Origin of the sequence: Flavobacterium zubiriense (assembly GCF_041729725.1) — a bacterium.
Lineage (GTDB): Bacteria > Bacteroidota > Bacteroidia > Flavobacteriales > Flavobacteriaceae > Flavobacterium > Flavobacterium zubiriense.
On record NZ_JBCFQL010000004.1, the window covers coordinates 26263 to 52046 of the forward strand.

The window sequence follows — 25784 nt, forward strand, 5'->3', positions numbered from 1 at the left end:
ATTTATACTAAACTAAATTTAGACTAGTTACCATTTGTTTTTTATTTGATTAAATGTCCCTATCATTAACCCGAAAAAACCTCCTAAATAGGAGAAGTTATGAATTTTCCTGACTTTATTAAAATCTATTTTATTCTCTATTTCAAATGGAAAATTATAGTTTTCGATAATTTCAGATGGGTTTAATACTGCAATTACATATCCAAAAACACCAAACAATAAAGTAATTCCAATAATTACCATAATTGATTTTAATGTTACATTCAAAATTAATTTTAGATCATTGTATTTTAAACCTAATATAGCTAAAATTAAACCTGCAAAAAAACCAAACCACCAAGTTGAAAAAAAACCAACCCAAATTAACGCAAAAACCCAATTTCCATTAAACGGTCTCGAATAATCATCCAAAATACCAAAATTAAAAAAAGTGTATTTTGTATAAAATTCAGGTGAAATTCCAGAGGTAATAAAATCATGCAATATGCCATATATAACACTTACCGTTATTGATAGAAAAATGATTAATATTATAATTGATATTTTTTTCATATTTGTAAACAAGGTTATTCTTCAAATACTCACAACTTAATACTTCTTAATGCTCCCCATAACCCACATCATCCATTTTCCCATTAAACACTTTGTATTGAATGATAAAATACCCAATTACCAAAACCAAAGCAATAGCAAACCAATACACACCAACTGATAAAGCATATTCGTCATTGGCAACATTATAAATAGTCAAAGAAGGATTCACTTTATTTGTTGACGGCAATACTACAGGAAAAATAGAAGCCGTAGTCGAAGTAAATCCGCCAACGAGGAAAAGAGTCGAAAACAGAAATCCTGTCCCATCTTTTTTAAATGTTTTTACTTTAAAAAGTCCAAACAAACCCACAAACGTAATCAACGGAAAAATAAAAAGTATAGGGTTATTCAGGAAGTTATGAAAAGGCTCTTTCTCAATTATATGCCAAACTGATAATGAAACAATCACCAGTGCCAGCAAAACAAAATTCATTTTAAAAATCATCTCTTTTAACTGAGTATTCAACGACGAATTGGTTTTATAAATAATCCAATTGGCACCATGAATCATTAAAGCCACCACACTCACCACTCCCAGAAAAAGCGTAAACCAGTCGATAATTCCCAACTCAGAAGATACTGGACTCAGCGTTGGATTCCACAACGGCAGGAAGAAAAAATGCGGTTCCTGAGTCGAAACACCATTCTCTACCATTCCGAGATTTACTCCGCGAACTACATTTCCTAACGCCATCCCGAAAAACAAAGCCAATAGTAAACTAGCTATCCCGAAGGCTTTATCCCAAACGGCTTCCCACATTTTATTGTGAATTTGTCCGCGCAATTCTAATCCTACTGCTCTAAAAATAAGCAACCATAAAATCATCATCAACGGCAAGTAAAATCCACTAAACGAAGCAGCATACAAGGTGGGAAAAGCATAAAACAAAATACCCCCTGCGGCAATCAACCAAACTTCATTGGCATCCCAAAAAGGGCCAATAGCATTGGTAATTGCTTTTTTATCTTTCTCTGTTTTGGCAAAAAACAAATGAATGATTCCTGCTCCAAAATCGTAACCATCCAGCACCAAATAAGTCGCTAAAATGCCAATTAATACAACATACCAAAAGAATTCCATAGTTTATTTTTTATATTTCTTTGACAAATAAATATTTTATAAATTCATTTTAAACCATTAAGAAATTAAGAAAAATTAACACTTAAATAAGCTTAACTTCTTAATGGTTTATTTTAAAAAATTAAGAATGTTTTGGTTCTGGACCGTGATAAATAATTTTTCCAACTAAAATGGCATACAACATTCCAAGCAAAGCGTACAAACCTACAAATCCCATCAGGGTGAATAAGGTATTACCTGAGGAAACCGTTGGCGAAGCACCATCGGCAGTGCGTAATAAATCATACACTAACCAAGGTTGCCGTCCTAATTCAGCCGTGTACCAACCTGTTATGTTGGCGATGTAAGGAAATGGCATTAAGAACATAAACGACCATAAAAGCCATTGGGTTTGAAACAATTGTTTTCGACTTAACTGAAAAGCAGCCAACACCATCACGCCAATAAAAAGTGTTCCTAAACCCACCATAATATGATACGCATAATACAATCCCGAAATGTTTGTTGGGTGTGTATCTTCTGGAAATTGATCCAATCCTTTCACTTCGGTATCCCAATTGCCATAAGTTAAAAAACTCAATACGTTAGGCACTGCAATTTTATTATCCAGTTTTTTGTCTTTTACGTCTGGTTGTCCAATAAGAACAATTTCGGCTCCTTTTTCCTCAGTATGAAAAATTCCTTCCATCGCTGCAAAAGTTACTGGCTGGTGTTTTACTACATTTTTAGCTAATAAATCACCCGTTGGCACAGCAACAATAATACTTGAAATCAATCCAAAAACCACTCCTGTTTTCAAAAACAATTTTCCGTAAGAAACATTTTTGTTCGATAAAATATAAAAAGCGCCAATTCCTGCTACCACAAAAGAACTCGTAACCATAGAAGCTGCCTGATTGTGCAAATACGAAGGCCACAACCACACATTGGTAAATAAAGCCGAGAAATTAGTCAAGACAAATTTACCGTTTTCCAATACTTCGTAACCCACCGGATGTTGCATCCAGGAATGCGTAGCAATAATCAGGAATCCGCTGGCCCAGGAACCCAAACAAATCAATAATCCGGTTACAAAATGCCATCGGTGTCCGATGATTTTTTCGCCAAATAAAAACATACCTAAAAAAGAGGATTCTAAAAAGAAAGAAAACATGCCTTCCATCGCTAAGGTTTGTCCAATAATCCCGCCTGTAAGTTCCGAAAATTTAGCCCAATTGGTTCCAAACTGAAATTCCATGGGAATTCCCGTTACTACACCCATTGCAAAATTGAGTGCAAAAATACGCATCCAAAAATGAGTCGCTTTATTATAATGAGGATCGTTTGTTTTTAAGAATTTCCATTTAAAATAAACAATGATTAACGAAAGACCCATTGTTAATTGCGGAAATAAGTAATGAAAAGTAATGGTAAATGCAAATTGCATTCGATCATAAAAGAGCATTTCTTCCATTGAAAAGGAGTTTTTTTTGATAGCCCAAATTTAACTCAAATGCCTCTAAAACCCTCATGAAAAATCTATTTTAATTTACTTTTTTTCTCCGTTTTTAGAAAACTGAGAATTAAGATTCTTTATGTAACTTTAGTCACTATATCCCCTAGAAGTAAACTTTATCTTTGTTATATTAAATTTAAAAAAAAGTTATTATGAAAATCGAACAAATATATACGGGATGTCTTGCTCAAGGTGCTTATTACATCACTTCAAATGGCGAAGCGGCTATTATTGATCCTTTGCGTGAAGTACAGCCTTACCTTGACCGTTTAGAACGCGATAATGTGAAACTAAAATACATTTTCGAAACCCATTTCCATGCCGATTTTGTATCAGGACATATCGATTTAAGTAAAGAAACTTCGGCACCTATTGTTTATGGACCTACAGCAAAACCTGAATTTGATTCCATTATCGCAACTGATGGACAGGTATTCCGTATTGGAAAAATTACAATAAAAGCACTACATACTCCAGGTCACACCATGGAGAGTACGTCTTATTTATTGATAGATGAAAATGGTAAAAAAAATGCTATCTTCTCTGGAGATACCTTATTCATTGGCGATGTAGGTCGACCTGATTTAGCTCAAAAAGCAGCACACATGACTCAGGAACAACTGGCAGCAACCTTATATCATTCGCTAAGAGATAAAATAATGACTTTGCCTGATGATGTTATTGTGTATCCTGCGCATGGAGCTGGAAGTGCTTGCGGAAAAAACATGAGTAAAGAAACGATTTCGACTATTGGTAACCAAAGAACAACTAATTATGCTTTGAGAGCCAATATGACTGAAGCCGAATTTATTAAAGAAGTAACTGATGGATTATTGCCTCCGCCAGCTTATTTTGGAATGAATGTAGCCATGAACAAACAGGGATATGAAAGTTTTGAAACCGTTCTTAATCAAGGAATGAAAGCTATTGAAGTAAACGATTTAGAGGTAGTTGCTAAAGAATCTGGCGCCTTAATTTTAGATACTCGTAAAAATGGAGACTTTGCCAAAGGTTTTATTCCGCAGTCCATCAATATTGGAATTGAAGGCGATTTTGCTCCTTGGGTAGGTGCTTTAATTGCCGATGTCAAACAACCCATTATTTTAGTGACTGAAATCGATCAAGAAGAAGAATCGGTAACGCGCTTAAGCCGTGTGGGTTTTGACAACATCATTGGTCATCTAAATGGCGGTTTTGAAGCTTGGCAAAAAGCAGAAAAAGAAATCGACACCATTAACCGAATTTCTACTGAAGAATTTACCAAAGAAGTTAAAATTGGCGAAAGCAAAATTATCGATGTTCGCAAAGAGACAGAATATGCTGCTGAACATGTTGAAGAAGCTTTTTCGAAACCTTTAGCCTACATTAACGATTGGATTAAAGACATTGACCCAAAAGAAAAATTCTATCTTCATTGTGCTGGTGGATACCGCAGCATGATTGCTGCTTCCATTTTACAAGCAAGAGGTTTTAGAAATTTCACAGAAATTGAAGGTGGTTTTAATGCCATTGCCAAAACGACTATTCCTAAAACAAATTTTGTGTGTCATAGCAAAACATTAAACAACTAAACTATTGATTTAAAAGATATTAATCCTTAAATTTATATGGTAATTTGAACACATCTTTTAACCCTTAAATTCTAGAAATCATGAAACATAATATGGGAAAAACAGACAAAACAATCCGTGTAATTATTGCCATCGCACTAGCAACATTGTATCTTACAAACACTGTTACTGGAAATTTAGGAATCATTTTAATGGCTATTGCCGTAATCGTATTAATTACTGTGGGAATCAATTTTTGTCCTATGTATACTCCTTGGGGTATCAATACAAATAAAAAGAAACTCAGTCCTTAAATGATAAACAAGTTCGCCATAATTCTTTTAAAAGTTTATGAAACAGTACAAAAACTAATTTTAGCTTTTTGCTGATTCCTTTTGTGTTTTACCTTCAAATTATTACAAAAAATTATCATGAATAACGAACAATGCTGTACAATAACTTGCGAAAGTCCTTTAGACCAAAATTACTGGGATGCACAATACAAAGCAAGGGCAACTGGATGGGATTTAGGCCAAATTGCTCCTCCGATTCAAAATTTCATTAACACATTAGAAAATAAAAACAGCCGCATTTTAATTCCAGGATGCGGCAATACCTACGAAGCTGAATATCTTTTAGAAATAGGGTTTACCAATATTACAGTTATTGATATTGCGCCAACATTAGTGACAATGTTACAGCAAAAATTTGCTAACAATCCTAATATAGCTATTATTTTAGGTGATTTTTTTGAACATCAAGGAGAATATGATGTTATTATCGAACAAACTTTTTTCTGTGCGCTCCCACCATTTTTACGTCAAAAATACGTTTGGAAAATGCACCGGCTTTTAGCTAACGAAGGAATAATAGCAGGTTTGCTATTCAATAGAACTTTTGAAATAAGTCCTCCTTTTGGTGGAAGCCAAAAAGAATACAAACTGCTTTTTAAAGATGCTTTCTATTTTTTAAAATTGGAAATAGCAGCCCACTCAGCCGAACCGAGACAAAATTCAGAATTATTTTTCGAATTCAAAAAAAATAACACAGTACAAGTTCATCTTTATGCTTTTGAAGGAATTACTTGCAGTGGCTGTATGGAAACGGTATCAGCAAAATTCGCAACTCTTCCAACTGTTTTAAATGTAAGTATGAGTTCTGATTATAGTGAAGTGCTAATAGTAAGTGAAACCGAAATACAACAAAAAAAATTACAAGAAATTATTTCTTATGAGCAGAAATATAAAATACATCTACTTTAAGCAAATGCCAAAATCCAACAAATAAATAAGATAAAAATGAACAGCAATTTCGATAAATTAATTCAATCTGAAAAACCAATATTAATCGATTTTTTTGCGACCTGGTGCGGTCCTTGCAAAATGCTTAGCCCCATTTTAAAAGAAGTAAAAGAACAGTTAGGAGAGCAGATTTCTATTATAAAAATTGATGTAGACAAAAATCAACAAATTGCTTCACAATACCAAGTTCGCGGTGTTCCCACAATGATTTTATTCCAAAAAGGAAAACAATTATGGCGACAATCAGGTGTTCTAGACAAAAACACTATTGTCCAAATTGTTTTAGAAAAAAGCAAGTCCTAAAAAACTAGGACTTCTATTTTTATAGATTTAGATTTTTCGATTATAACGCAATTCTAAACAATGGTTAATGTTTGTCTAAAGTAAAGTTAAAAACCGTAAACTTCCCTACTTCAGATTCAATATTAATTGTACCACCAAGTGCTAATACAAGTTTTTTTACTGTTGCCAGGCCAATACCATGTCCTGTTTCACCATCCTTATCATAAGTGTCTAAAACTTCAAAAAGTTCAAAAATTTTATCTTGGTCTTTTTTTAATATCCCTGATCCATTATCTCTTACTGAAATGAGGTATTGTAATGGTTCTTCTGTTATAAAAATTTCAATTTCTGCAAACTCTTTATCATTGTACTTGATCGCATTAGAAACAAGATTTATCAAAATTTGTTCTAAGGCAATTTTATTAGTAACCATTGTGGTCACATCTGACTTTAAAGAAATAATATACTTTTTATTTAAACTAAAAAGTCCTAAAATTTCTTCTTTAAGGGTTTCCAAATTGACTTCTGTTTTTCCTTCTTTAATAATTTTATCGTATTTACTGTACTCCAATAAATCATCAATTAATTGTCTTAATTTAACCGATGAATGATGAATTAGCGATATAATTTCTATTCCATCTTTGTCGATATTGTCTCCATAATTTTCAATAAAAAGATCGGTCAAAGCGGTAATATTCCCTAATGGTGATTTTAAATCATGAGCTGCTATGTAAGCAAATCTTTCTAATTCCTTGTTTTTATTTTCAAATTCGATTAAAGTTTTTTCAAGTTGCTTTTTGTTCTTTCTTAATTCTAACAACTTCATGACTTGATTTGAAAGCGCTTTTAAGGATTGTATTTGGGCTTCTGTTAATTTATTAGGCTTATTATCAAATACACATATTGTCCCCAGTGGCAAGCCATCTTGTCCTACTAAAGGAGCACCTGCGTAAAATACAACATTAGGATCTCCAACCACAAAGGGATTATCATAAAATCGATTATCATTCCTAGCATCATCGACAACAAATACCTCATCTATGTTGTGTATGGCATGAGCACAAAATGCAATTTCCCTAGGCGTTTCAGTAGCATCTATACCAAAATGCGATTTAAACCACTGTCTATTTTCGTCTATAAGACTTATTAATGACATTGGTGCGCCACATATTTGAGCAGCTATTGCGGTAAGTTGATCATATTCATCCTCAGGAAGTGTATCTAAAATAGAATAGGAATCAAGGGCTTTTAGCCTCTCACTTTCTTTTATAAATTTATCAGGTTTGATCATATATTTTTCTTTATAATAAACCGTTACTTCGATTTGTTAATTAAAATAAAAACACTTATATAAATACACTTTTAGTAGTAAATACTTATATTATTTTTATCCCTATTCAATAGTTTCAAGAACTATAACTGGTTTTTTCAATTGTACTTTTTGGGCGACTTGCAATTTTTAAATATGCTTGTATGCAAGTTAGCAGTAAAATTGGATTTAATTGGGTTGTGATTAGTTATCAAATTTATTAACCAATAGTCTCTGTAAATTATAATGACAAAAATCACACCGATTAAAGTAATGAAGATAATAAAAACAAACTAATGTGTCAACCACTTTAACATTACTAATTCTAAATCGGATACAATTATGGGTTTTGTAATATAATCGTTCATTCCTGATTTGAAACATTGTTCTTTTTCTTCTGTAAATATTCCTGCTGTCAAGGCGATAATTGGTATGGTTCGGTCTTGCTCTATTTTTCTAATTTCATAAGTCGCTTCAAATCCATTTTTGTTGGGCATTTGGATATCCATCAAAATAATATCAGGCCGCTGGTTTTGATATTGCTCAATGGCTTCTTCTCCGTCAAAAGCTTCGATAATTATACTTTCAGGAATAATTTTCTTAACTAATGTCTTAGCTAATAACATATTGATGGAATTGTCTTCTACAATTAAAACTTTCTTAGCTCCTAAAATATTCTCCATCGTTAACTTGCTCTTAGTTTCTAACAAATGGTGATTTTGTTGCTCCGATTTTTTTAATCTAATTTTAAAATGAAAATTACTACCCACACCATAAGTACTTTCTAATTCCAAATTCGAATCCATTAAAGCCAGTAGTCGGTTAGAAATGGCTAATCCGAGTCCTGTTCCTCCAAACTGACGGCTGGTAGAGTTGTCTCCCTGCTCGAAAGAATGAAATATTTTGTCTAAATTTTTTGATTGAATCCCTATTCCTGTGTCTTTTACCGAAAAAATGAGATGGACAAAATCGTCTTCGACAGGTAAAATGGTTTTGATATCTAGTACAATTTGTCCTTTTTGAGTAAATTTTACAGCATTTCCTATCAAATTGATGATAATTTGTTTCAATCGTAGTGAATCTATAAAAAGATACTGAGGTACATTGGCATCAATATCTAAAACCAAATCGATTTGTTTTTGATTGGCTTGGTATTTAAACAACGAAATTATCTGAGCTGTTAAAGTATAGAGATCAGCTTCCTCAATTTTAAGTTCTAATTTTCCTGCTTCAATTTTAGAAAAATCCAAAATATCATTGACAATTTCCATCAGTGTATTTGCTGATTCATTGATGGTAAGCATATATTCTTTCTGACTTTGCTCTAAATTTGATTCCATCAGCAAGGAAGTAAAACCAATAATTCCGTTTAATGGCGTTCTTATTTCATGACTCATATTCGCTAGAAAATCAGTTTTAGATTTACTGGCAGACTCTGCTAATTCTTTTGCTTTTTGAATTTCCTGATTCATTTTATTTTGCTCGGTAACGTCTCTAGAGATCACTATAAAATGTTTTTCTTTTTTTTCATCCTGTTTCATTGGAGCTAATGATAACTCAAACCAAAATTTACCGTTAGGAAATTCTAAGAAAAATTGTTTTCCTCTGGAAAAACCTTTTTCATTCGCTTCTTTTAGTGCCAAAAAACAAACAGCAGCAGCATGAGGAGGCAAAACTTCGTTTATCTTTTTTCTAATAAATAAAGAGGGTGGCATTAATAACAACTCACTATTTGGTGAATGATAATTAAAAATTATTCCTTCTAAATTTAATTCAAATATCATATCTGGAATAGCCTGAATAATAGCTTCCATCTTTTTACTGGTTTTAATAAACTTGTCTTCGGCTTCTTTCCTCTCAGTAATATCAGTAATGGTTCCAATGAATCCTATAATTTTATTTTCGGTATTAGTCTCAGGAATGGCTTGACCTATTACCCAAACAATACTGCCATCTGGTTTTATAAAGCGATATTCTAATGATCCTCTAACTTTTTCGGTAATTATTTTTTTTAACTCTTTGTCTATTTTTACACGATCATCAGGATGAAGAGCTGTATACCAGCCTCTTCCCATTGATTCCTCAAAACTAATACCAACTATTTGAGACCAACGCTGATTGACATAAGTTGTTGCTCCTGTTAAATCGGTTCTAAAAATCCCCACTGGAGAAACTTCGGTTAGGGTATGAAATCTTTTTTCACTTTGAAAAACTGCCTCTTCGGCTTGTTTTCTCATTATTTCTTCTTCAAAAAACTCTAAAGCAAATGTGACATCGGAGGCTGCATTGTTCAACAAACTAATTTCTTCATCATCAAAATAATTTTTCTCTGCAGCATAAATCATAAATACACCTACTACCTTTTCATACATTTTAATAGGTATAGCTATCAGGGATTGAAATCCTTTTTTTAATGCTTCTTCTCGCCACAAATTCATAGAAGGGTCATCTGCAATAGCATTACAAACCTGATGAACTCCTTTTCTAATTGCTATTCCAGCAGGTCCTCTTCCTCCTTCTTTATCTATTTTTGCAGAAATTTTCTTGATATTTACCAAATATTCTTGGTCAAGACCACCCACACCCACAGGAATTACATCTTGAGTATCCAAATCAATCATGCCAATCCAAGCCATTTTAAAGCCGCCAATTTCAACAGCAGTATTACAAACTTCCTTGAATAACTGATTTCTTTCCTTTGTACGAACAATAATTTGATTAATTCGGCTTATAAAAAGATACAAGCGTTTTGCCTTATTCATTTTTTGTTCTTGAAAATTTATTTCTACCAATAAATCTTCATAACTAGGTTTATCTTCTTTCATACATTAACGTGTAAGTCTGTGCATTTACTGATAAATGTACTCATTTGTAATCAAAAAACGGTACTAATATTAACAAAAAAACTAGTGCTAAAGCTTTTTTATATTTGAATTTGAAATACTACAGCTTTTAACCACATTTCTAAAGTAATATTTTCAAAACATATCGACTCTATTCAGAAAAACTCATCCAAATATACGATGAAGATTTTGATGTCATATCTGCTTTTTTTAAAACGACAACTGTTCAAACAAATAAAATTTATTTATTGAAGATGTTATTTCCAAGTCACATTTCTTTGTTCTTGAAGGTTGATTGATAATTTTTTATGAACATTAAAGGAGTGGAACAAACTAGCTAATTTTCCATAGAAAATTGGTCGATTGCAGACAGGATTGCATACGGGCATGGATTAGCTACTTCCCTTATTTATATTTAAACGGTATAATTAGAAACATGGAAGACCAAGAGCAATTATTGAAAATAAATTCTCGAAAAAATGAATAAAAAAATCGGAACACAATTAAATTATGTTCCGATTTTTTTATTGAATATTTTTTAGAATAACTCCATTATTCGTCTTCTCCAGTAGCATGCGATTTGGAATAATTACGCCATTTTTCGATACAATCTTGAAAATCCTGAGGTAATTCGGTATCAAAACGCATTAGCTCTCCTGTATTAGGATGCACAAAACCCAATGTTTTTGCATGCAAAGCCTGTCTTGGTAAGATTTTAAAACAATTTTCTATAAACTGCTTGTATTTGGTAAACGTAGTTCCTTTTAAAATCAAATGACCTCCATAACGCTCATCATTGAATAATGGATGCCCAATGTGTTTCATGTGTGCTCTAATCTGGTGTGTTCTACCTGTTTCTAATCGGCATGTAATCAAAGTTACATAACCAAAACGCTCTAAAACATTGTAATGTGTAATGGCAGGTTTTCCAATTTCGGGATCAGCAAAAACAGCCATTTGCATACGATCTTTTAAATGACGTGCCAGATTTCCTTCGATAGTTCCGCTTTCTTCAGCTACATTTCCCCAAACCAAAGCCACATATTCCCTTTCGGTAGTTTTAGCCTCAAATTGTTTGGCTAAATGCGTCATAGCCGCTTCAGTTTTTGCAATGACTAACAAGCCCGAAGTATCTTTATCAATTCGGTGAACCAATCCAGGGCGCTCGCTGCTATTCATTGGTAAATTTTCAAAATGAAAAGCCAGTGCATTCACTAAAGTTCCTGTATAATTTCCGTGACCTGGATGTACCACTAATCCCGGCTCTTTGTTCACCAATAATAAGGCCTCATCTTCATACACAATATTCAACGGAATATTCTCTGGAAGAACATGGTTTTCAAACGGCGGATGCGATAACATTACCGTTACTACATCCATCGGTTTTACTTTATAATTGGATTTTACCGTAGCATTATTGACAAAAATATTGCCTTCGGTTGCAGCATTTTGTATTTTATTTCGCGTAGCATTGGGAATCAATCCCATCAAATATTTATCAATACGTAAAATTGCTTGTCCTTTAGGAACTTCAAATTTAAAATGCTCAAATAATTCCTCTTCTTCTATGTCAATTGGCTCAATATTATTGTTCATTTGGCGCTTCTTCTGTTGCTGGATTAGCAATTATGGTATCGGTTTCACTAGTAATATCTTCTTCATAACTCGCTTTTCCATCTCCTAAAACCAAGTCAATTTTAGACGATTTCAAAACACGATCTCCTGGTTTTATGTTCCTTCCTTTATAACGCATCTCTAAAACCATATCTTTTCCCAGATTTGGAATATAAGTAATTGTTCCTTCTTCTAGTCCTAATGCTCTTAATGTTGGAACCGCTTCACGATAGGTTTTCTCAATCAAATCTGGTACTCTAATCGATGAAAAACCAGAACTATTAATTTTAATATATACTTTTCTTCCCTCTTTTACCTTTGCTCCTGGCAATGGATCTTGTTGTACCACGCTGTATTTAGGATAATTGCTTCTATAATCTACGCTATCAAGCAAGACATAAGACAAATCTAATTCATCCAACTTCTCCTCTACTTGTTCCTCTGTCAATTTACTCAAATCAGGAACCGTAATTTCATTTCCGTGATCGGTGGTAAAAGTCAACCAATGCATTAAAAGATAAGCTAAAAGAACGATTATCAAAGCAGCAATAACAACCTGTGTAAAAAAAGCGCGACTAGTAAGATATTTACGTATACTCATATATTTTTTTTTGAAAGGTGACAAAGATAAAGCTATTTCGTTTCAAAAAAAATGATAATTTTGTTTAATCTAGCTTCTGTTCTAGCTTATTTTATTTCAGAAGCTATTTCCCGCTGTTCACTCTATCTTTTCCTCGCTAAAGGAGCGAGAAAAAGGATGCCGTTGCCATCGGGGCTAAAACAAAAAAACCAATTTTCACAATACATAACGAGACTAAATGAAAAACATTGCCATCATCATGGGCGGCTATTCTAGTGAGTACAAAATTTCACTTATTAGCGGTAACGTAGTTTACAAATTTCTAGACCAATCAAAATACAATGCGTTTCGCATCCACATTTTTAAAGAAAAATGGGTTTATGTAGACGATTCCGAAAATGAATTTCCAATCGACAAAAACGATTTTTCAGTAGCAGTCAACGGAAACAAAATCAATTTTGACTGCGTTTTCAATGCCATTCACGGAACTCCAGGCGAAGATGGTTTAATGCAAGCTTATTTTGAATTATTAGGCATTCCGCAAACTTCTTGCGATTATTACCAAGCCGCTTTAACCTTCAATAAAAGAGATTTGCTTTCAGTATTAAAACCATACGGAATTAAAACAGCTATTTCTTATTATTTAAACAAAGGCGATGTAATTAATACAACTGAAATTATCCATAAAGTAGGATTGCCTTGTTTTGTAAAACCAAATAAAGCAGGATCTAGTTTCGGAATTTCAAAAGTAAAAACCGAAGCCGAATTACCTACCGCAATCGAAACCGCTTACAAAGAAGACAACGAAATTATCATTGAAAGCTTCCTTGATGGTATCGAAGTTTCTGTAGGTGTAATTAATTATAAAGGAGAGATTATTGTCTTACCTATTACCGAAATCGTTTCTGAAAATGATTTCTTTGATTATGAAGCCAAATATCAAGGAAAATCACAGGAAATCACTCCAGCAAGACTTTCTGACGAAATGACTCAAAAAGTAGGAAACATTGCCAAACGTGCTTATGAAGTTTTAAAAATGAAAGGATTCTCCCGTTCAGAATTCATCATTGTTAACGAAGAACCACACATGCTTGAAATGAATACCATTCCGGGATTAACCACCGAAAGCTTGATTCCACAACAAGCTGCTGCAGCTGGAATTTCATTAGAAGATTTGTTTACCAATGCAATTGAATTGGCTTTAACTCATTAAAATAAAATTCTATCCGTCTAAACAAATAGTCAAAAAGCCACAGTTTACGTGGCTTTTTTGCTATCATAAATATGGTTTTCCAGAATAGTTTATCCTAATTTTTGTCTTTCCAATCGATTAGATACCAAAAAAAAAGTTAGTGCAGCATTTTATTCCGTGTTCGTAATAATACTTTACCAAATTGCTTAAAGTGATTGATTCGCCAGTTTACTATAGCTTGTGAATTTCATCGTCGAAGAAATAAGATTAAGGAAATAACAGCCTAATATTTTGTGTTAAAAAAACAAAAAAGCATTCTCAAAAAAAGAATAAACTGTACTTTTGCAGCCAAAATAAAAAAGTTCTTTTTTGAAGACCCTATTCAGCATAGTACTTTCTATCCTTTTATTACTACCTTCTTTTGGTAGCTTTTTTGCTTACAGTTCGTTCAAATTAAATCAGGACGAAATTGCAAAAACCATTTGTGTACAACGAAAAATGGTCAATAACAGTTGTAACGGTCGTTGTGAGCTTCAAAAAAGCCTTAAAAAATACGAAGACAACGAAAAAAGAATGCAAAACAACCTGGACAGCAAAGTAGATTTGGTTTTTATCCAGAATACCGTTGTTGCCAATGATTTTAAATTAATAGCATTCGATTTTCTTATCAAACCTAATTTCTATATTTTAGAAAAGAAGGAAATCTCAGTTTCCCTATCTTCTTTTCGACCACCCTCCTATTTGATATAAATTTTAATATCAGTTTTCAATTTTTTATTGAACTGTATTTTCTTGGATTGCATCTAAGAAAAGCTCGTTATTTTTAAATTTATATTAATTAAAATGAAGAAAATTCTACTGGCTTTATTCGCATTAAGCCAATTTGTTGTTGCTCAAAACAAAAGCAAATCAGACACCACTAATGTACATGAACTTCAGGACGTTTTTATAACTGCTAATCGAACGGCTACTTTACGCAAAGAAACTCCAGTTGCTATTAGCAAATTAACCGCTAAAACCATCAACGAAACTAAGGCGAATGCGGCATACGAAATTGTCAATAAAACACCTGGAGTATTGATGGTGAATTTAGGAAACGAACAACATTCGATGGCTATTCGCCAGCCTATGACTACCAATGCGTATTACTTGTATTTAGAAGATGGTTTGCCTATTCGACCAATGGGAATCTTTAATCACAATGCTTTATTAGAAATCAATCAGTTTAATTTGCAAAGTATCGAAGTGGTTAAAGGCCCCGTTTCTTCACTTTATGGGCCAGAAGCTGTAGGGGGAACTATTAATTTTATTTCGCTAAAACCAAGTATCAACCCCGAATTCAAATTTGGAATACAGGGAGATCATTTTGGTTTTCGCAGAATTCAGGCTGCTGGTGGAGCCACCATTGGAAAAATTGGTTTTCATATTGCAGGAATTTCCAGTTTACAGGAAAATGGCTGGATGGCAAATTCTGATTACAACAAAGACAATTTGAATGCTAGAATTGATTATAACATCTCTGCTGCTACCCGATTAATCAGTAATACGATGTATGGTAAATATTACTCGCAAATGAGCGGAAGTGTCAACGAAGCCGATTTCAATAATAGAACCTACAACAGTACTTCTGACTTTACTTATAGAAAATCTGACGCATTACGCACCAGATTAACACTGGAACATGACTGGAACGAAAACGCCAGTAGTTACATTACAGCATATTTTAGAGACAATAAACTGGGACAAAATCCTTCTTATGGAATTAGATGGAATCCCGCTGTAAACCCAACAACGGCTACTGGCGAAGTGAATTCGAATAATTTTAAAAGCTACGGAACCATTGGACAGCACACTCATAAATTTGATTTTTTAAATACCAAAATCGTTGCTGGAGCACTTTATGATTATTCGCCTGTAAACTATTGGGCGTATCGGACTAATTTAAGAGCCGTTTTAAATCCCGGAACTACTGGTTCGCAAACCGTACATCACTATGAAGTAATTGAAGAACGACCTGATTTAAAAATAGCCGATTATACCGCGGATATTTACAACACCGCTGGATATGCACAGTTGAGTTTTAATCCTATCGAAAAAGTAGTGGTTTCATTAGGCGGTCGTTATGATAATATGAAAATCAAATATAGTAATGCACTCGATCTTTCATCTGGCGATAAAATCTACGACAAAGCTACTTTCAAAGCGGGAGTAAACTACAATCCGTTTGATTTTTCGGGATTTTATGGAAATTATTCTCAGGGTTTTGCGCCTCCTGGTATTACTTCTATTTTTAGAGCCAAATCAGGAACGGGTGGAACAACTGGAGTTCCTGCCGAGTTTTATTATAATTTAAAACCCGCCAGTTTTGAAAATTACGAAATTGGAGGTTGGTTTTCTTTACTTCGAAATAAACTAAACTTTGATTATGCTTTCTATTATATGGAAGGCAAAAACGAATTATTAAATGTAAAACTGGAAGACAATTCAACCGATTATCGTTCGGCTGGGGAAACGCGTCACAAAGGAATTGAGTTTGGAATAAACTACAAACCATCTACTCAAATTCACTTTCGCCTGGGCGGAACTTATGCACAACATACTTTTATCGACTTCAAAGTTTCAGACAAACCAACTGATGTTTTACAAAATTTAGATGGTAAAGAAATGCCAGCTGCACCAAGATGGTCTGGAAATTCGGAGATTTATTATTATCCAAATTGGCTTCCTAAACTTAGAACTTCCATCGAATGGCAACATGTGGGAAGTTATTACCAAGATCAAATCAATACGGTAAAATACGATGGTTATAATTTATTTAATGCCCGAATTGGTTACCAATGGAAAAACTTTGAATTTTATGGAAACGTAATGAATCTAACCGATAAATTATATGCGTATAATGTTTCGAGAGCCAACGCCTCAAATGCGCAAGCTGCTTTTACTGCAGCAGCGCCAAGAACATTTGTGTTAGGAATTCAATATAATTTTTCGTTGAAAAACAAATAATAAAACTAGCCACAGATTAAAAAAAATAAAAGATTTTCTAAAACATTTCATTTTACAATCTGTGTTAATCTTTTTAATCTGTGGCTAAAAAACAAATCTTAAGTTCTCCAAAAATGAGCAAGAAAAACATCAAAAAGAAAGATTCCAAGTTGGTCAAGAAAATCAAACAGAATATGTACCAATGGCATCGCACCATTGGTATTATTACCATAATTCCAGTTATTTTTTGGACTTTATCAGGATTAATGCATCCATTTATGGCGCATTTTTTAAAACCTGAAATTCCCAATGAAAAAATAGAGATTCAAACAATCAATCAAAATGATTTATCGCTTTCTATTCAGGAAGTTTTAGAAAAAAACAATATTAAACAATTTACCAACTTCCGGATTGTTTCTTTCAATGGCACTACTTTTTATCAGGTAAAAAACCTAATTGGGGATTTATTGTATTTTGATACTTCAACCGGAAATGAACTTAAAAACGGAGACCGGATATATGCAGAATGGTTGTCGCGTTATTTTCTAGACGATCAAAAAAGCAGTCTAAAAAACAGCGAAATCATCACTGAATTTGACAATCAGTACAAATATATCAATCGGTATTTGCCTGTTTATAAAGTAACTTTAGACCGTCCAGATACAATGGAAGTTTATGTGGAAACATCTTCTGGCAAATTAGCGACTTACAACCCCACATCCAGACAATTCTTCATTTGGTTTTTTGATGTTTTTCACAACTGGTCTTTTATCGATGCGATTAGCAACAATAGCATTCGCATCATCACAATGATTCTCTTATTGTCTATCATTGGATTTTCTGCCATTAGTGGCATTGTGATTTATGGCTTTTTATGGAAACAATTTAAAAAATCAGACAGCTTAGAACCTAAAAAAGGAATCAGAAAATACCATCGCCAAATAGGAATCTGGATTTCGCTTTTTACGTTAACATTTGCATTTAGCGGCGGCTATCATGCAACAACCAAATGGGATCCTTACACCTTGGACCAAATGGTCTACGAACCGACTTTTAAAACTTCAGAAATTGCATTAGCAAACAACAAACTCGATTTAGACTGGAATCGTTTTCAAAATGCAAGTCTTATTACGTTTAATGATAGTATTTATTTCCGTTGCCAATTAGACGAAAAAGCCACTGGAAGATTCAAAAAGCCAAAGTCAGATACGAATTCGAAATGGAATAAAAAAGAAATTCCAAAAACCGAAGTAGTTTATATCAATGCTACCACAAATAAAACAGTTCCAAATTTAGATATTCAATATGCTGAATTCTTGGCTTATTATTTTACTGATGGTGCTCCAAAAGCAGCTTGTTGTGAAATGATGAGTCCTGAAATTCCTGAAGAAGGCGTTACTTCTCTTGAAAATGTAAAATTATTAGAATCGAAAGTAATTACTAATTTTGAAAACAGAGAATATGGTTTTGTCAACAAGCGTTTGCCAGTGGTAAAATTAGCTTATGACACTCCTGAAAAAACCACTTATTTTATAGAAACATCTACTTCAAGACTGGCTGCTGTTGTCAAAAATGCTGATAGGATTGAAGGTTATTCCTTTGCCATTCTTCACAAATTTCTATTTATGGACTGGGCGGGAAAAAACATCCGCGATTTAACAATGGTTTTAGCGGCATTAGCTATTTTGATTGTAAGTGTGTTGGGATTGATTCTTTTTATAAAGAAGAAGTAAAAAAGTTATGGGTTATGAGTTATAAGTTATCAACTGGAACTCATAACCCATAACCTTTTAACTCATAACTCATAGTATCGTGCTTCAATTCGTTTAATATCTTTAATCGAATTCTTCGCCCAAGCCAAACGTTTTTCCAGAATTTCATCATCAGATAATTTCCAGTCAATCTCGGAACGTCTCAATCTATTGGTTAAATCCTGAATAATTATAGCTGCCGAAACCGAAATATTTAAACTCTCAGTAAAACCTACCATAGGGATTTTCAGGAAACCATCCGCTTTTTCTAGTATTTCTGGCGAAAGTCCGTCGCGCTCTGTTCCAAAAAACAACGCACTTGGTTTCGAAATATCGAAATCTTCCAGCAAACAATCATTTTCATGTGGCGTGGTTGCAATAATTTGGTACCCCTTATTTTTTAAAGTCGAAATACAATTGGAAACCGAATCAAACTGGTTAATATCCACCCATTTTTGGGCTCCCATAGCAATTTCTTTATCGATTTTTTTTCCATAACGCTGCTCAATTACATTCAATTCCTGAATTCCAAAAACCTCACAACTACGCATCACCGCAGAAGTATTGTGCATTTGAAAAACGTCTTCGACAACAACAGTAAAATGTTTCGTTCGGTTAGCTAAGACTTCTAAAAAACGTTCTTTGCGATTGTCAGTTAATATATTTTCAAGGAAATTCAGGTAATCGATATCAATCATTGTACTCTTTTTAATTTTGGCAAAAATAGTAAAAAGAGAAAAGCTAGGAACACAACATATTTCTTTATGATTAAAAACTAAAGTTCAATTACAAACTCGTTCTGCTATTTATTAACCACAAATTACACAAATTAGCACTAATTAATTTGTGTTAATTTGTGTAATTTGCGGTTAATTTTTTTAAAATTAAAAAATCATTATATCCCTCAAATAAATATGAAAAAAAAATTAGTGGTTTTAACTGGAGCAGGAATCAGTGCCGAAAGTGGTATCAAAACTTTTAGAGACAGCGATGGATTGTGGGAAGGACATGATGTTATGGAAGTGGCTTCTATTGAAGGCTGGCAAAAAAATCCTGAATTAGTTTTGGATTTTTACAACAAAAGACGCCGACAACTCAAAGAAGTAAAACCCAATTTAGGACATCGGGAATTAGCGCAGCTGCAAATTCATTTTGATGTGCATATTATTACCCAAAATGTAGATGATTTGCACGAACGAGCTGGCAGTAAAAAAGTGTTACACTTGCATGGCGAACTTTTAAAAGTGCGAAGTACAAAGAACCCTAATTTTATTTTAGAATGGGAAGGCGACTTGAATTTAGGCGATATGGATTCTCATAAAAATCAATTACGTCCGCATATTGTTTGGTTTGGCGAAGCCGTTCCTGCTTTTGATGAAGCCATTAACATTACTGAAACCGCCGATTATTTTGCCGTTATTGGAACTTCATTACAGGTGTATCCCGCAGCGGGTTTATTGGATTTTGTTCCTAAAAACATTCCTATATTCTATATTGATCCTAAACCAATCCAAATTCCGAATCTGAAGAATATTGTCGAAACATTTCCGATGTTAGCCACAACTGGAATTCCACATTTAAAAAATAGATTATTAGCCGAATTTCAGTAAGATAAAACAACTATACATTACTAATACTTATTGATTTTTTGCCACAAATTCACAAATTATTTTTTGAATTAGACATCTTTAAATTTCACTAATTACAAATAAAGTCATTGATTATTTGTGTTATAATAGAAGGAATTATTCGTGCATTCGTGGCTAAAAAAACAGTCTATAAAACCAATTTTAAATCGCTTTTTTAAAACTCCATCTGTGATAATCTGCTAAAATCAGTTTGAACTGTATTCCATTTTTATTATCGTTAAAATCAATTCTAAAATAGCCCGAAATTCCTAAAATTCTGTCTATATTTGTGCCTTTCGAAAAAATAACAACACAATGACGACTTTAAACGAATTGAATGCTATTTCTCCAATTGATGGAAGATATAGAAGTAAAACACTTTCATTAGCTCCTTTTTTCTCAGAAGAAGCTTTAATCAAGTACCGTGTATTGGTAGAAATTGAATATTTCATTGCTTTGTGCGAAGTGCCTTTGCCACAACTAAAAAATGTAAATCCTAACGTATTCGAAAGTTTACGTAATATCTATAAAAACTTCTCTACTGCAGATGCGCTTTGGATTAAAGAAACAGAAAAAGTAACCAATCACGATGTTAAAGCCGTTGAATATTTTATCAAAGATGCCTTTGAAAAATTAGGTTTATCAGAATTTAAAGAATTCATCCACTTTGGATTGACTTCTCAAGATATCAATAATACGGCGATTCCACTTTCGACAAAAGAAGCTTTTGAGAATGTTTACATGCCCTCTTTAATTACTTTAATTTCAAAATTAAAAGAATTAAGTTCAGAATGGAAGGACATTCCAATGTTAGCTCGTACCCACGGACAACCAGCTTCTCCTACTCGTTTAGGAAAAGAAATTGCTGTTTTTGTGGAGCGTATCGAAGAGCAAATGCGTTTGTTATTCAACATTCCGTTTGCAGCTAAATTTGGTGGAGCAACTGGAAATTATAATGCGCATCATGTGGCTTACCCACAAATTGACTGGAAGCAATTTGGTACTAAATTCGTTCAAGAAAACCTTGGATTACACCATTCATTCCCAACAACACAAATCGAGCATTACGATCATTTTGCTGCCTTTTTTGATGCTTTAAAAAGAATCAACACCATCATCATCGATTTAGATCGTGATATCTGGACCTATGTTTCAATGGAATATTTCAAACAAAAAATAAAGGCAGGAGAAATAGGTTCATCGGCAATGCCGCATAAAGTTAATCCAATTGATTTTGAAAATTCAGAGGGAAACTTAGGAATTGCTAACGCTATTTTCGAACATTTATCAGCTAAATTACCTGTTTCAAGATTGCAACGTGATTTGACAGACAGTACGGTTTTAAGAAACATTGGTGTACCAATGGGACATACAATTATTGCATTTGAAGCTACTTTAAAAGGATTAAACAAGTTGTTATTAAACGAGTCTAAATTCCACGATGATTTAGAAAACAACTGGGCAGTTGTAGCTGAGGCTATCCAAACGATTTTACGTCGTGAAGCTTATCCAAATCCTTATGAAGCCTTAAAAGGTTTAACCAGAACGAACGAAGCAATTACTAAAAAATCAATCCATGAATTTATAGGTACTTTAGAAGTTTCTGACGAAATTAAAGCGGAGTTATTACAAATTACGCCAAGTAACTTTTTAGGAATCTAATTAAAAAAACATATTTATTTTTAAAAAGCTATCCTAATCGATAGCTTTTTTTATAAAATGGTATTAATTATACAATAGAATTGCATAACAAAAGTCATTTTATTATATTTATCAAAATTGAATTTTTAAAGAATACTATATGAGTACTATAGCTGCTGTTGCTGATGCGTCCCATCATTTAAAACCCTTAATTAGTGATTTAGGACTAATTTTGATGACTGCTGGAATTGCGGTATTGTTGTTTAAAAAAATGAAACAACCTTTAGTTTTAGGCTATTTGATTGCTGGATTTTTAGCAGGAAATCATTTTGATTTTTTTCCGTCAATAACTGATATGAAAAGTGTTGAAGTCTGGGCCGAAATTGGTGTTATCATTTTATTATTTAGCTTAGGTCTCGAATTTAGCTTTAAGAAGTTAATGAAAGTAGGCGGAACAGCATCAATTACAGCCATTACCCAAATTATAGTCATGGTTTTAATGGGCTATCTAGTGGGTAAATGGATGGGATGGAAAGAAATGGATTGTATTTTCCTCGGCGTAATTCTGTCCATTTCCTCGACCACAATTATACTAAAAACCTTTGATGAGCTGGGAGTAAAAGCCCAACAATTTGCTGGAATCGTTATTGGATCGCTTATTGTTCAGGATATAGTAGCCATTTTAATGATGGTATTATTGTCAACGGTAGCGGTTAGCCAACAATTTTCGGGTAGCGAATTGTTACTTTCCGTACTTAAATTAGGGTTTTTCTTGGTGGCCTGGTTTGTGGGCGGAATCTTTTTTATTCCTACTTTATTAAAGAAAACCAAACATTTACTAACTGATGAAATGATGCTGATTCTATCATTAGCCTTATGCTTAATGATGGTTATTTTAGCTTCAAATGTGGGCTTTTCTCCTGCTTTAGGTGCTTTTATCATGGGATCTATTATTGCAGAAACTACGCAAGCGGAACATATTGAACACTTGATAAAACCCGTAAAAGATTTATTTGGTGCGGTTTTCTTTGTATCGGTAGGAATGTTAATTAACCCGGATACTTTGTATGAATATGCTATTCCCGTAATTATCTTGACATTTGTTACCATTTTTGGACAATCTATCAGTTCGACTATTGGTGCATTGATTTCAGGACAACCTTTAAAACAATCGGTACAAACAGGGATGAGTTTATCTCAAATTGGAGAATTCTCCTTTATCATTGCCACCCTGGGAATGTCTATGAATGTAACAAGCGGATTTCTATATCCTGTAGTGGTTGCTGTTTCGGCTGTGACTACATTTACTACTCCATTTATGGTAAAAATGGCAGTTCCTTTTTCTGGTTATTTAGAAAAAAAATTACCTAGAAAGTGGACTAAACGAATTGCACGTTACAGTGCTAATGCACAAGCCATTCGTTCTGTAAGTACCTGGCAAATAGTGATTAGAGCTCATTTACTCCAAATTGTATTGCATACCATTATTATTACTTCGGTTATTTTATTGTCTTCTAAATTTATTTTGCCTTTAGTCGAAGATTCAAAATTTGGAAATACCATAGCAGCATTAATTACTATGATTGTTATTTCGCCATTTTTATGGGCACTTTCTTTGCGAAGAGTGGCTGTAAAAGAAGTCGATTTATTATTTGAAGAGAAAAAATACCGCGGTCCTATTTTAATGCTTTTCTTTTTTAGAATGGGATTGACTGTGTTTTATATTGGATTTTTATTAAATATCTTTTTCTCTCCCATAATTGCCTTTTTTGCTTTGGTATTAGCCATAGTAATTTATTTGTTTTTTCCAAAAAAGTTACACGAGCAATACCATAAAATTGAAAGTCATTTCTTGACGAATCTTAATGATCGAGAAGAAAAGAAAATAGACCGTCGCTATGCAAACTTAACGCCTTGGGATGGACACATGACTACATTTGAAATTGCAAAAGAATCTAATTTGGCTGGAAAAACACTCGGAGAAATCAAGATGAGAGAGCTTATAGGCGTTAATATTGCTTATATTACACGTGGAGAAATTGTAATCCAGGTTCCTAATAAAAACGAACGTTTGTTTCCTGGTGATGAAATTTGTGTGATAGGTTCGGATGCACAAGTGAAAGAATTTGCTAGCTTTTTAACTCAAAATGAAGTTGAAGTTTCTTCAAAAGCCACAGATCAAGTTGTATTGCGCCAAATTGAATTGAATAACGAAGATTTCATTGGTGTTAGTGTGGGGCAATCTAAATTAAGAGAACGTACAAACGGATTATTAGTGGGTGTGGAACGGAAAGGAAAACGAATACTTAATCCTGAATCCAATATTATTTTAGAAAAAAATGATTTGTTATGGCTTGTGGGCGATAAAAAATTAATGGCAGAAATATTTAAAGAATAAAACATATTTTTTTTAACAAAAAAATACCTGTAAAAAAATTAAGAATAAATAATTTGTGCTTTTACAATAAAGACTTAATATTGTGAAAAACTATTGCATGAAAAAAACATTCCTTTTTTTTACATTTTGTCTTATTATATCTTGTAGTCAGGAAGATTCAACTCCATTAAAAAACGATGAAATTTTGCCAACTGTAGAAGAACCAACAAATGAATTGGAAATTGCTACTGTGGAAGAAAATTTTCCTGAAGGAAGTTTAAATAGCTATTTTTCAAATGCTTTAATTTCAGATAGATTCAATAACATTAATAGATCTAATCCCATACAAATAACTGAATTTGATGCCATAAATAATCGAATAAAAACCAACTATAGTAATTTAAAAAATTTACTAATCAAAGCAAAAAACAATCAAAGTTGGTTTGTAACTCAAGGTAGTGAAGCTTCTACAGTTGTTGAAATAACAGGCATTAATAATGATGGTTGGATTACATTAGGAAATACTTATTTAGGAACTTTAAATTCCCGTATTGGTGCAACTTTAGAATTTTTTAATCCTTTTATTAATTACGAAATAATTCAAGACAAACCATTATTTGATCCTTATCCAACATCTGTAATAGAAGGAGAATTCAATTACATTCAATCAGGAGGTATATTTGAAAAATCAGATGGGACTTACATATTATTAACCCCTATTGTATTTGGATCACATAATAAAAGAAGTATTTATTACGCCAGCAGTACAAACTTAGATGATTGGGTTTTTCATAATAAAAAAATACTTAGTACAAATATGATTCCTTTTGGTAAAACAAATGGAAATGTATTTTCAACAGGAAACCCTCTTAAATTAGATAATGGGAACCTGCTTTTTTTATTAGGAGTAGAACAACCTAACAATAATTACACTTCAGCGTACATGATAATGGATGAAAACCTAAACATCATTCAACAGCCTAAAAAAATTATGATACCGCAATGGAACGAATTAGATAAAAATAGTTTCCCGTTATCATTAACCAAATTTAATAATCAGTACCGACTATTATTACACAAAAGAAGCCAAAATTTTATTGATAGAGAAATACATGAACTTATTTTTTCGGATTTAGAGGAAGCATTGGATTTTAACAAAGGCATAATTTCTTCTAAAATAATACACAAAGGGAGATTAAGTCAGGGGTATTTAAAAGGAAAAGCCGATGATGCTACCTATATAACTTTCAAATCAAAGTTGTACATCATAATTGGTGGTGAAGAAGTATCATCTAACTATTTAACTTCTAATAATAGAGAATATGGCTTAATGCGCTTACACAATGACAAATGGCTACATGATAGCCGAAGTCCACTAATTGTCAATCCTGTTCAAATTCATAATAAATACCCTATTTATAATTGGGCCTGGGATCATTTAGGCGGATTCATCTCTCCTATTATTAAAAACGATATCTTATATCTTTTTATGGCATTTGGAACAGACAATCCTGATTATTATATTACAGGAATTAAAATACCTTTGAATTAATTATTTGTT

20 protein-coding genes are annotated in these 25784 nt (G+C 33.0%); 12 read left to right on the forward strand and 8 right to left on the reverse strand.

Annotated features, from left to right (window positions below; all coding sequences use genetic code 11):
• Positions 1 to 27: 27 nt before the first annotated feature.
• From AAGV28_RS04520 to AAGV28_RS04530, 3 genes are all read right to left on the reverse strand, one after another.
• Positions 28 to 552, reverse strand: a complete 525-nt coding sequence (locus AAGV28_RS04520) for a hypothetical protein (RefSeq protein ID WP_373405633.1) — start codon at positions 550 to 552, stop codon at positions 28 to 30.
• A 46-nt stretch (positions 553 to 598) separates the two neighbouring features.
• The gene (gene cydB / locus AAGV28_RS04525; protein WP_373405634.1) at positions 599 to 1675 is read right to left on the reverse strand and encodes a cytochrome d ubiquinol oxidase subunit II; all 1077 of its coding nucleotides are present in this window, start codon (positions 1673 to 1675) and stop codon (positions 599 to 601) included.
• Positions 1676 to 1796: 121 nt separating this feature from the next.
• Positions 1797 to 3128, reverse strand: coding sequence for a cytochrome ubiquinol oxidase subunit I (locus AAGV28_RS04530; protein ID WP_373405635.1), 1332 nt, complete (start codon positions 3126 to 3128; stop codon positions 1797 to 1799).
• A 194-nt stretch (positions 3129 to 3322) separates the two neighbouring features.
• Here AAGV28_RS04530 and AAGV28_RS04535 point away from each other — a divergent pair, with 194 nt between their 5' ends.
• From AAGV28_RS04535 to trxA, 4 genes are all read left to right on the forward strand, one after another.
• Positions 3323 to 4741 carry an MBL fold metallo-hydrolase gene (locus tag AAGV28_RS04535; protein ID WP_373405636.1) on the forward strand — a complete coding sequence of 473 codons (1419 nt, stop codon included), beginning with the start codon at positions 3323 to 3325 and terminating at the stop codon, positions 4739 to 4741.
• An 80-nt stretch (positions 4742 to 4821) separates the two neighbouring features.
• Positions 4822 to 5034 (forward strand): YgaP family membrane protein, encoded by a 213-nt coding sequence (locus AAGV28_RS04540; RefSeq protein WP_373405637.1) that lies wholly within the window; start codon positions 4822 to 4824, stop codon positions 5032 to 5034.
• Positions 5035 to 5151: 117 nt separating this feature from the next.
• Positions 5152 to 5982: a methyltransferase domain-containing protein gene (locus tag AAGV28_RS04545; protein WP_373405638.1), complete on the forward strand. Its 831-nt coding sequence runs from the start codon at positions 5152 to 5154 to the stop codon at positions 5980 to 5982.
• Between the two features lie 36 nt (positions 5983 to 6018).
• The gene (gene trxA, locus AAGV28_RS04550) at positions 6019 to 6324 is read left to right on the forward strand and encodes a thioredoxin (RefSeq protein WP_373405639.1); all 306 of its coding nucleotides are present in this window, start codon (positions 6019 to 6021) and stop codon (positions 6322 to 6324) included.
• 64 nt (positions 6325 to 6388) lie between these two features.
• Here trxA and AAGV28_RS04555 read toward each other — a convergent pair whose 3' ends face one another.
• From AAGV28_RS04555 to AAGV28_RS04570, 4 genes are all read right to left on the reverse strand, one after another.
• Positions 6389 to 7594: a sensor histidine kinase gene (locus AAGV28_RS04555; RefSeq protein ID WP_373405640.1), complete on the reverse strand. Its 1206-nt coding sequence runs from the start codon at positions 7592 to 7594 to the stop codon at positions 6389 to 6391.
• A gap of 311 nt (positions 7595 to 7905) precedes the next feature.
• A complete protein-coding gene (locus tag AAGV28_RS04560) occupies positions 7906 to 10437 on the reverse strand; it encodes a PAS domain S-box protein (protein ID WP_373405641.1) in 2532 nt (843 codons plus the stop codon).
• A 570-nt stretch (positions 10438 to 11007) separates the two neighbouring features.
• Positions 11008 to 12051 carry an RluA family pseudouridine synthase gene (locus AAGV28_RS04565; protein ID WP_373405642.1) on the reverse strand — a complete coding sequence of 348 codons (1044 nt, stop codon included), beginning with the start codon at positions 12049 to 12051 and terminating at the stop codon, positions 11008 to 11010.
• The gene (locus tag AAGV28_RS04570) at positions 12041 to 12670 is read right to left on the reverse strand and encodes a PASTA domain-containing protein (RefSeq protein WP_373405643.1); all 630 of its coding nucleotides are present in this window, start codon (positions 12668 to 12670) and stop codon (positions 12041 to 12043) included. Before AAGV28_RS04570 ends, AAGV28_RS04565 begins: the two co-directional genes overlap by 11 nt.
• Before the next feature lie 217 nt (positions 12671 to 12887).
• On the opposite strand from AAGV28_RS04570, the gene AAGV28_RS04575 reads away from it, so the two are divergent.
• The 4 genes from AAGV28_RS04575 (at position 12888) to AAGV28_RS04590 (ending at position 18559) form a co-directional block, all read left to right on the forward strand.
• On the forward strand, positions 12888 to 13862 hold the full coding sequence (locus AAGV28_RS04575; protein WP_373405644.1) for a D-alanine--D-alanine ligase: 975 nt from the start codon (positions 12888 to 12890) through the stop codon (positions 13860 to 13862).
• Positions 13863 to 14210: 348 nt separating this feature from the next.
• Complete coding sequence (locus AAGV28_RS04580) at positions 14211 to 14591, forward strand: hypothetical protein (RefSeq protein ID WP_373405645.1); 381 nt, start codon at positions 14211 to 14213, stop codon at positions 14589 to 14591.
• Positions 14592 to 14684: 93 nt separating this feature from the next.
• A complete protein-coding gene (locus AAGV28_RS04585) occupies positions 14685 to 16847 on the forward strand; it encodes a TonB-dependent receptor (RefSeq protein ID WP_373405646.1) in 2163 nt (720 codons plus the stop codon).
• A 113-nt stretch (positions 16848 to 16960) separates the two neighbouring features.
• Complete coding sequence (locus AAGV28_RS04590; protein ID WP_373405647.1) at positions 16961 to 18559, forward strand: PepSY domain-containing protein; 1599 nt, start codon at positions 16961 to 16963, stop codon at positions 18557 to 18559.
• Positions 18560 to 18621: 62 nt separating this feature from the next.
• Here AAGV28_RS04590 and AAGV28_RS04595 read toward each other — a convergent pair whose 3' ends face one another.
• Positions 18622 to 19275 carry a TrmH family RNA methyltransferase gene (locus AAGV28_RS04595; RefSeq protein ID WP_373405648.1) on the reverse strand — a complete coding sequence of 218 codons (654 nt, stop codon included), beginning with the start codon at positions 19273 to 19275 and terminating at the stop codon, positions 18622 to 18624.
• 216 nt (positions 19276 to 19491) lie between these two features.
• Between AAGV28_RS04595 and AAGV28_RS04600 the strand changes: the two genes are divergently transcribed.
• The 4 genes from AAGV28_RS04600 to AAGV28_RS04615 all read left to right on the forward strand — a co-directional run bounded on the left by AAGV28_RS04600 (position 19492) and on the right by AAGV28_RS04615 (position 25775).
• A complete protein-coding gene (locus AAGV28_RS04600; RefSeq protein WP_373405649.1) occupies positions 19492 to 20187 on the forward strand; it encodes an SIR2 family NAD-dependent protein deacylase in 696 nt (231 codons plus the stop codon).
• Between the two features lie 333 nt (positions 20188 to 20520).
• Positions 20521 to 21867: an adenylosuccinate lyase gene (gene purB / locus AAGV28_RS04605; RefSeq protein WP_373405650.1), complete on the forward strand. Its 1347-nt coding sequence runs from the start codon at positions 20521 to 20523 to the stop codon at positions 21865 to 21867.
• 139 nt (positions 21868 to 22006) lie between these two features.
• Positions 22007 to 24244, forward strand: coding sequence for a cation:proton antiporter domain-containing protein (locus AAGV28_RS04610; protein WP_373405651.1), 2238 nt, complete (start codon positions 22007 to 22009; stop codon positions 24242 to 24244).
• A gap of 97 nt (positions 24245 to 24341) precedes the next feature.
• The gene (locus tag AAGV28_RS04615; protein WP_373405652.1) at positions 24342 to 25775 is read left to right on the forward strand and encodes a hypothetical protein; all 1434 of its coding nucleotides are present in this window, start codon (positions 24342 to 24344) and stop codon (positions 25773 to 25775) included.
• The last annotated feature ends 9 nt before the right edge of the window (positions 25776 to 25784 follow it).

Coding starts and splice junctions, on each gene's coding strand:
- AAGV28_RS04600 (WP_373405649.1), top strand. CDS start 19,492: ATGAAAAAAAAATTAGTGGTTTTAACTGGAGCAGGAATCAGTGCCGAA.
- AAGV28_RS04545 (WP_373405638.1), top strand. CDS start 5,152: ATGAATAACGAACAATGCTGTACAATAACTTGCGAAAGTCCTTTAGAC.
- trxA (WP_373405639.1), top strand. CDS start 6,019: ATGAACAGCAATTTCGATAAATTAATTCAATCTGAAAAACCAATATTA.
- AAGV28_RS04565 (WP_373405642.1), bottom strand. CDS start 12,051: ATGAACAATAATATTGAGCCAATTGACATAGAAGAAGAGGAATTATTT.
- AAGV28_RS04590 (WP_373405647.1), top strand. CDS start 16,961: ATGAGCAAGAAAAACATCAAAAAGAAAGATTCCAAGTTGGTCAAGAAA.
- AAGV28_RS04570 (WP_373405643.1), bottom strand. CDS start 12,670: ATGAGTATACGTAAATATCTTACTAGTCGCGCTTTTTTTACACAGGTT.
- AAGV28_RS04535 (WP_373405636.1), top strand. CDS start 3,323: ATGAAAATCGAACAAATATATACGGGATGTCTTGCTCAAGGTGCTTAT.
- AAGV28_RS04560 (WP_373405641.1), bottom strand. CDS start 10,437: ATGAAAGAAGATAAACCTAGTTATGAAGATTTATTGGTAGAAATAAAT.
- cydB (WP_373405634.1), bottom strand. CDS start 1,675: ATGGAATTCTTTTGGTATGTTGTATTAATTGGCATTTTAGCGACTTAT.
- AAGV28_RS04595 (WP_373405648.1), bottom strand. CDS start 19,275: ATGATTGATATCGATTACCTGAATTTCCTTGAAAATATATTAACTGAC.
- AAGV28_RS04530 (WP_373405635.1), bottom strand. CDS start 3,128: ATGGAAGAAATGCTCTTTTATGATCGAATGCAATTTGCATTTACCATT.
- purB (WP_373405650.1), top strand. CDS start 20,521: ATGACGACTTTAAACGAATTGAATGCTATTTCTCCAATTGATGGAAGA.
- AAGV28_RS04610 (WP_373405651.1), top strand. CDS start 22,007: ATGAGTACTATAGCTGCTGTTGCTGATGCGTCCCATCATTTAAAACCC.
- AAGV28_RS04585 (WP_373405646.1), top strand. CDS start 14,685: ATGAAGAAAATTCTACTGGCTTTATTCGCATTAAGCCAATTTGTTGTT.
- AAGV28_RS04615 (WP_373405652.1), top strand. CDS start 24,342: ATGAAAAAAACATTCCTTTTTTTTACATTTTGTCTTATTATATCTTGT.
- AAGV28_RS04540 (WP_373405637.1), top strand. CDS start 4,822: ATGAAACATAATATGGGAAAAACAGACAAAACAATCCGTGTAATTATT.
- AAGV28_RS04575 (WP_373405644.1), top strand. CDS start 12,888: ATGAAAAACATTGCCATCATCATGGGCGGCTATTCTAGTGAGTACAAA.
- AAGV28_RS04520 (WP_373405633.1), bottom strand. CDS start 552: ATGAAAAAAATATCAATTATAATATTAATCATTTTTCTATCAATAACG.
- AAGV28_RS04555 (WP_373405640.1), bottom strand. CDS start 7,594: ATGATCAAACCTGATAAATTTATAAAAGAAAGTGAGAGGCTAAAAGCC.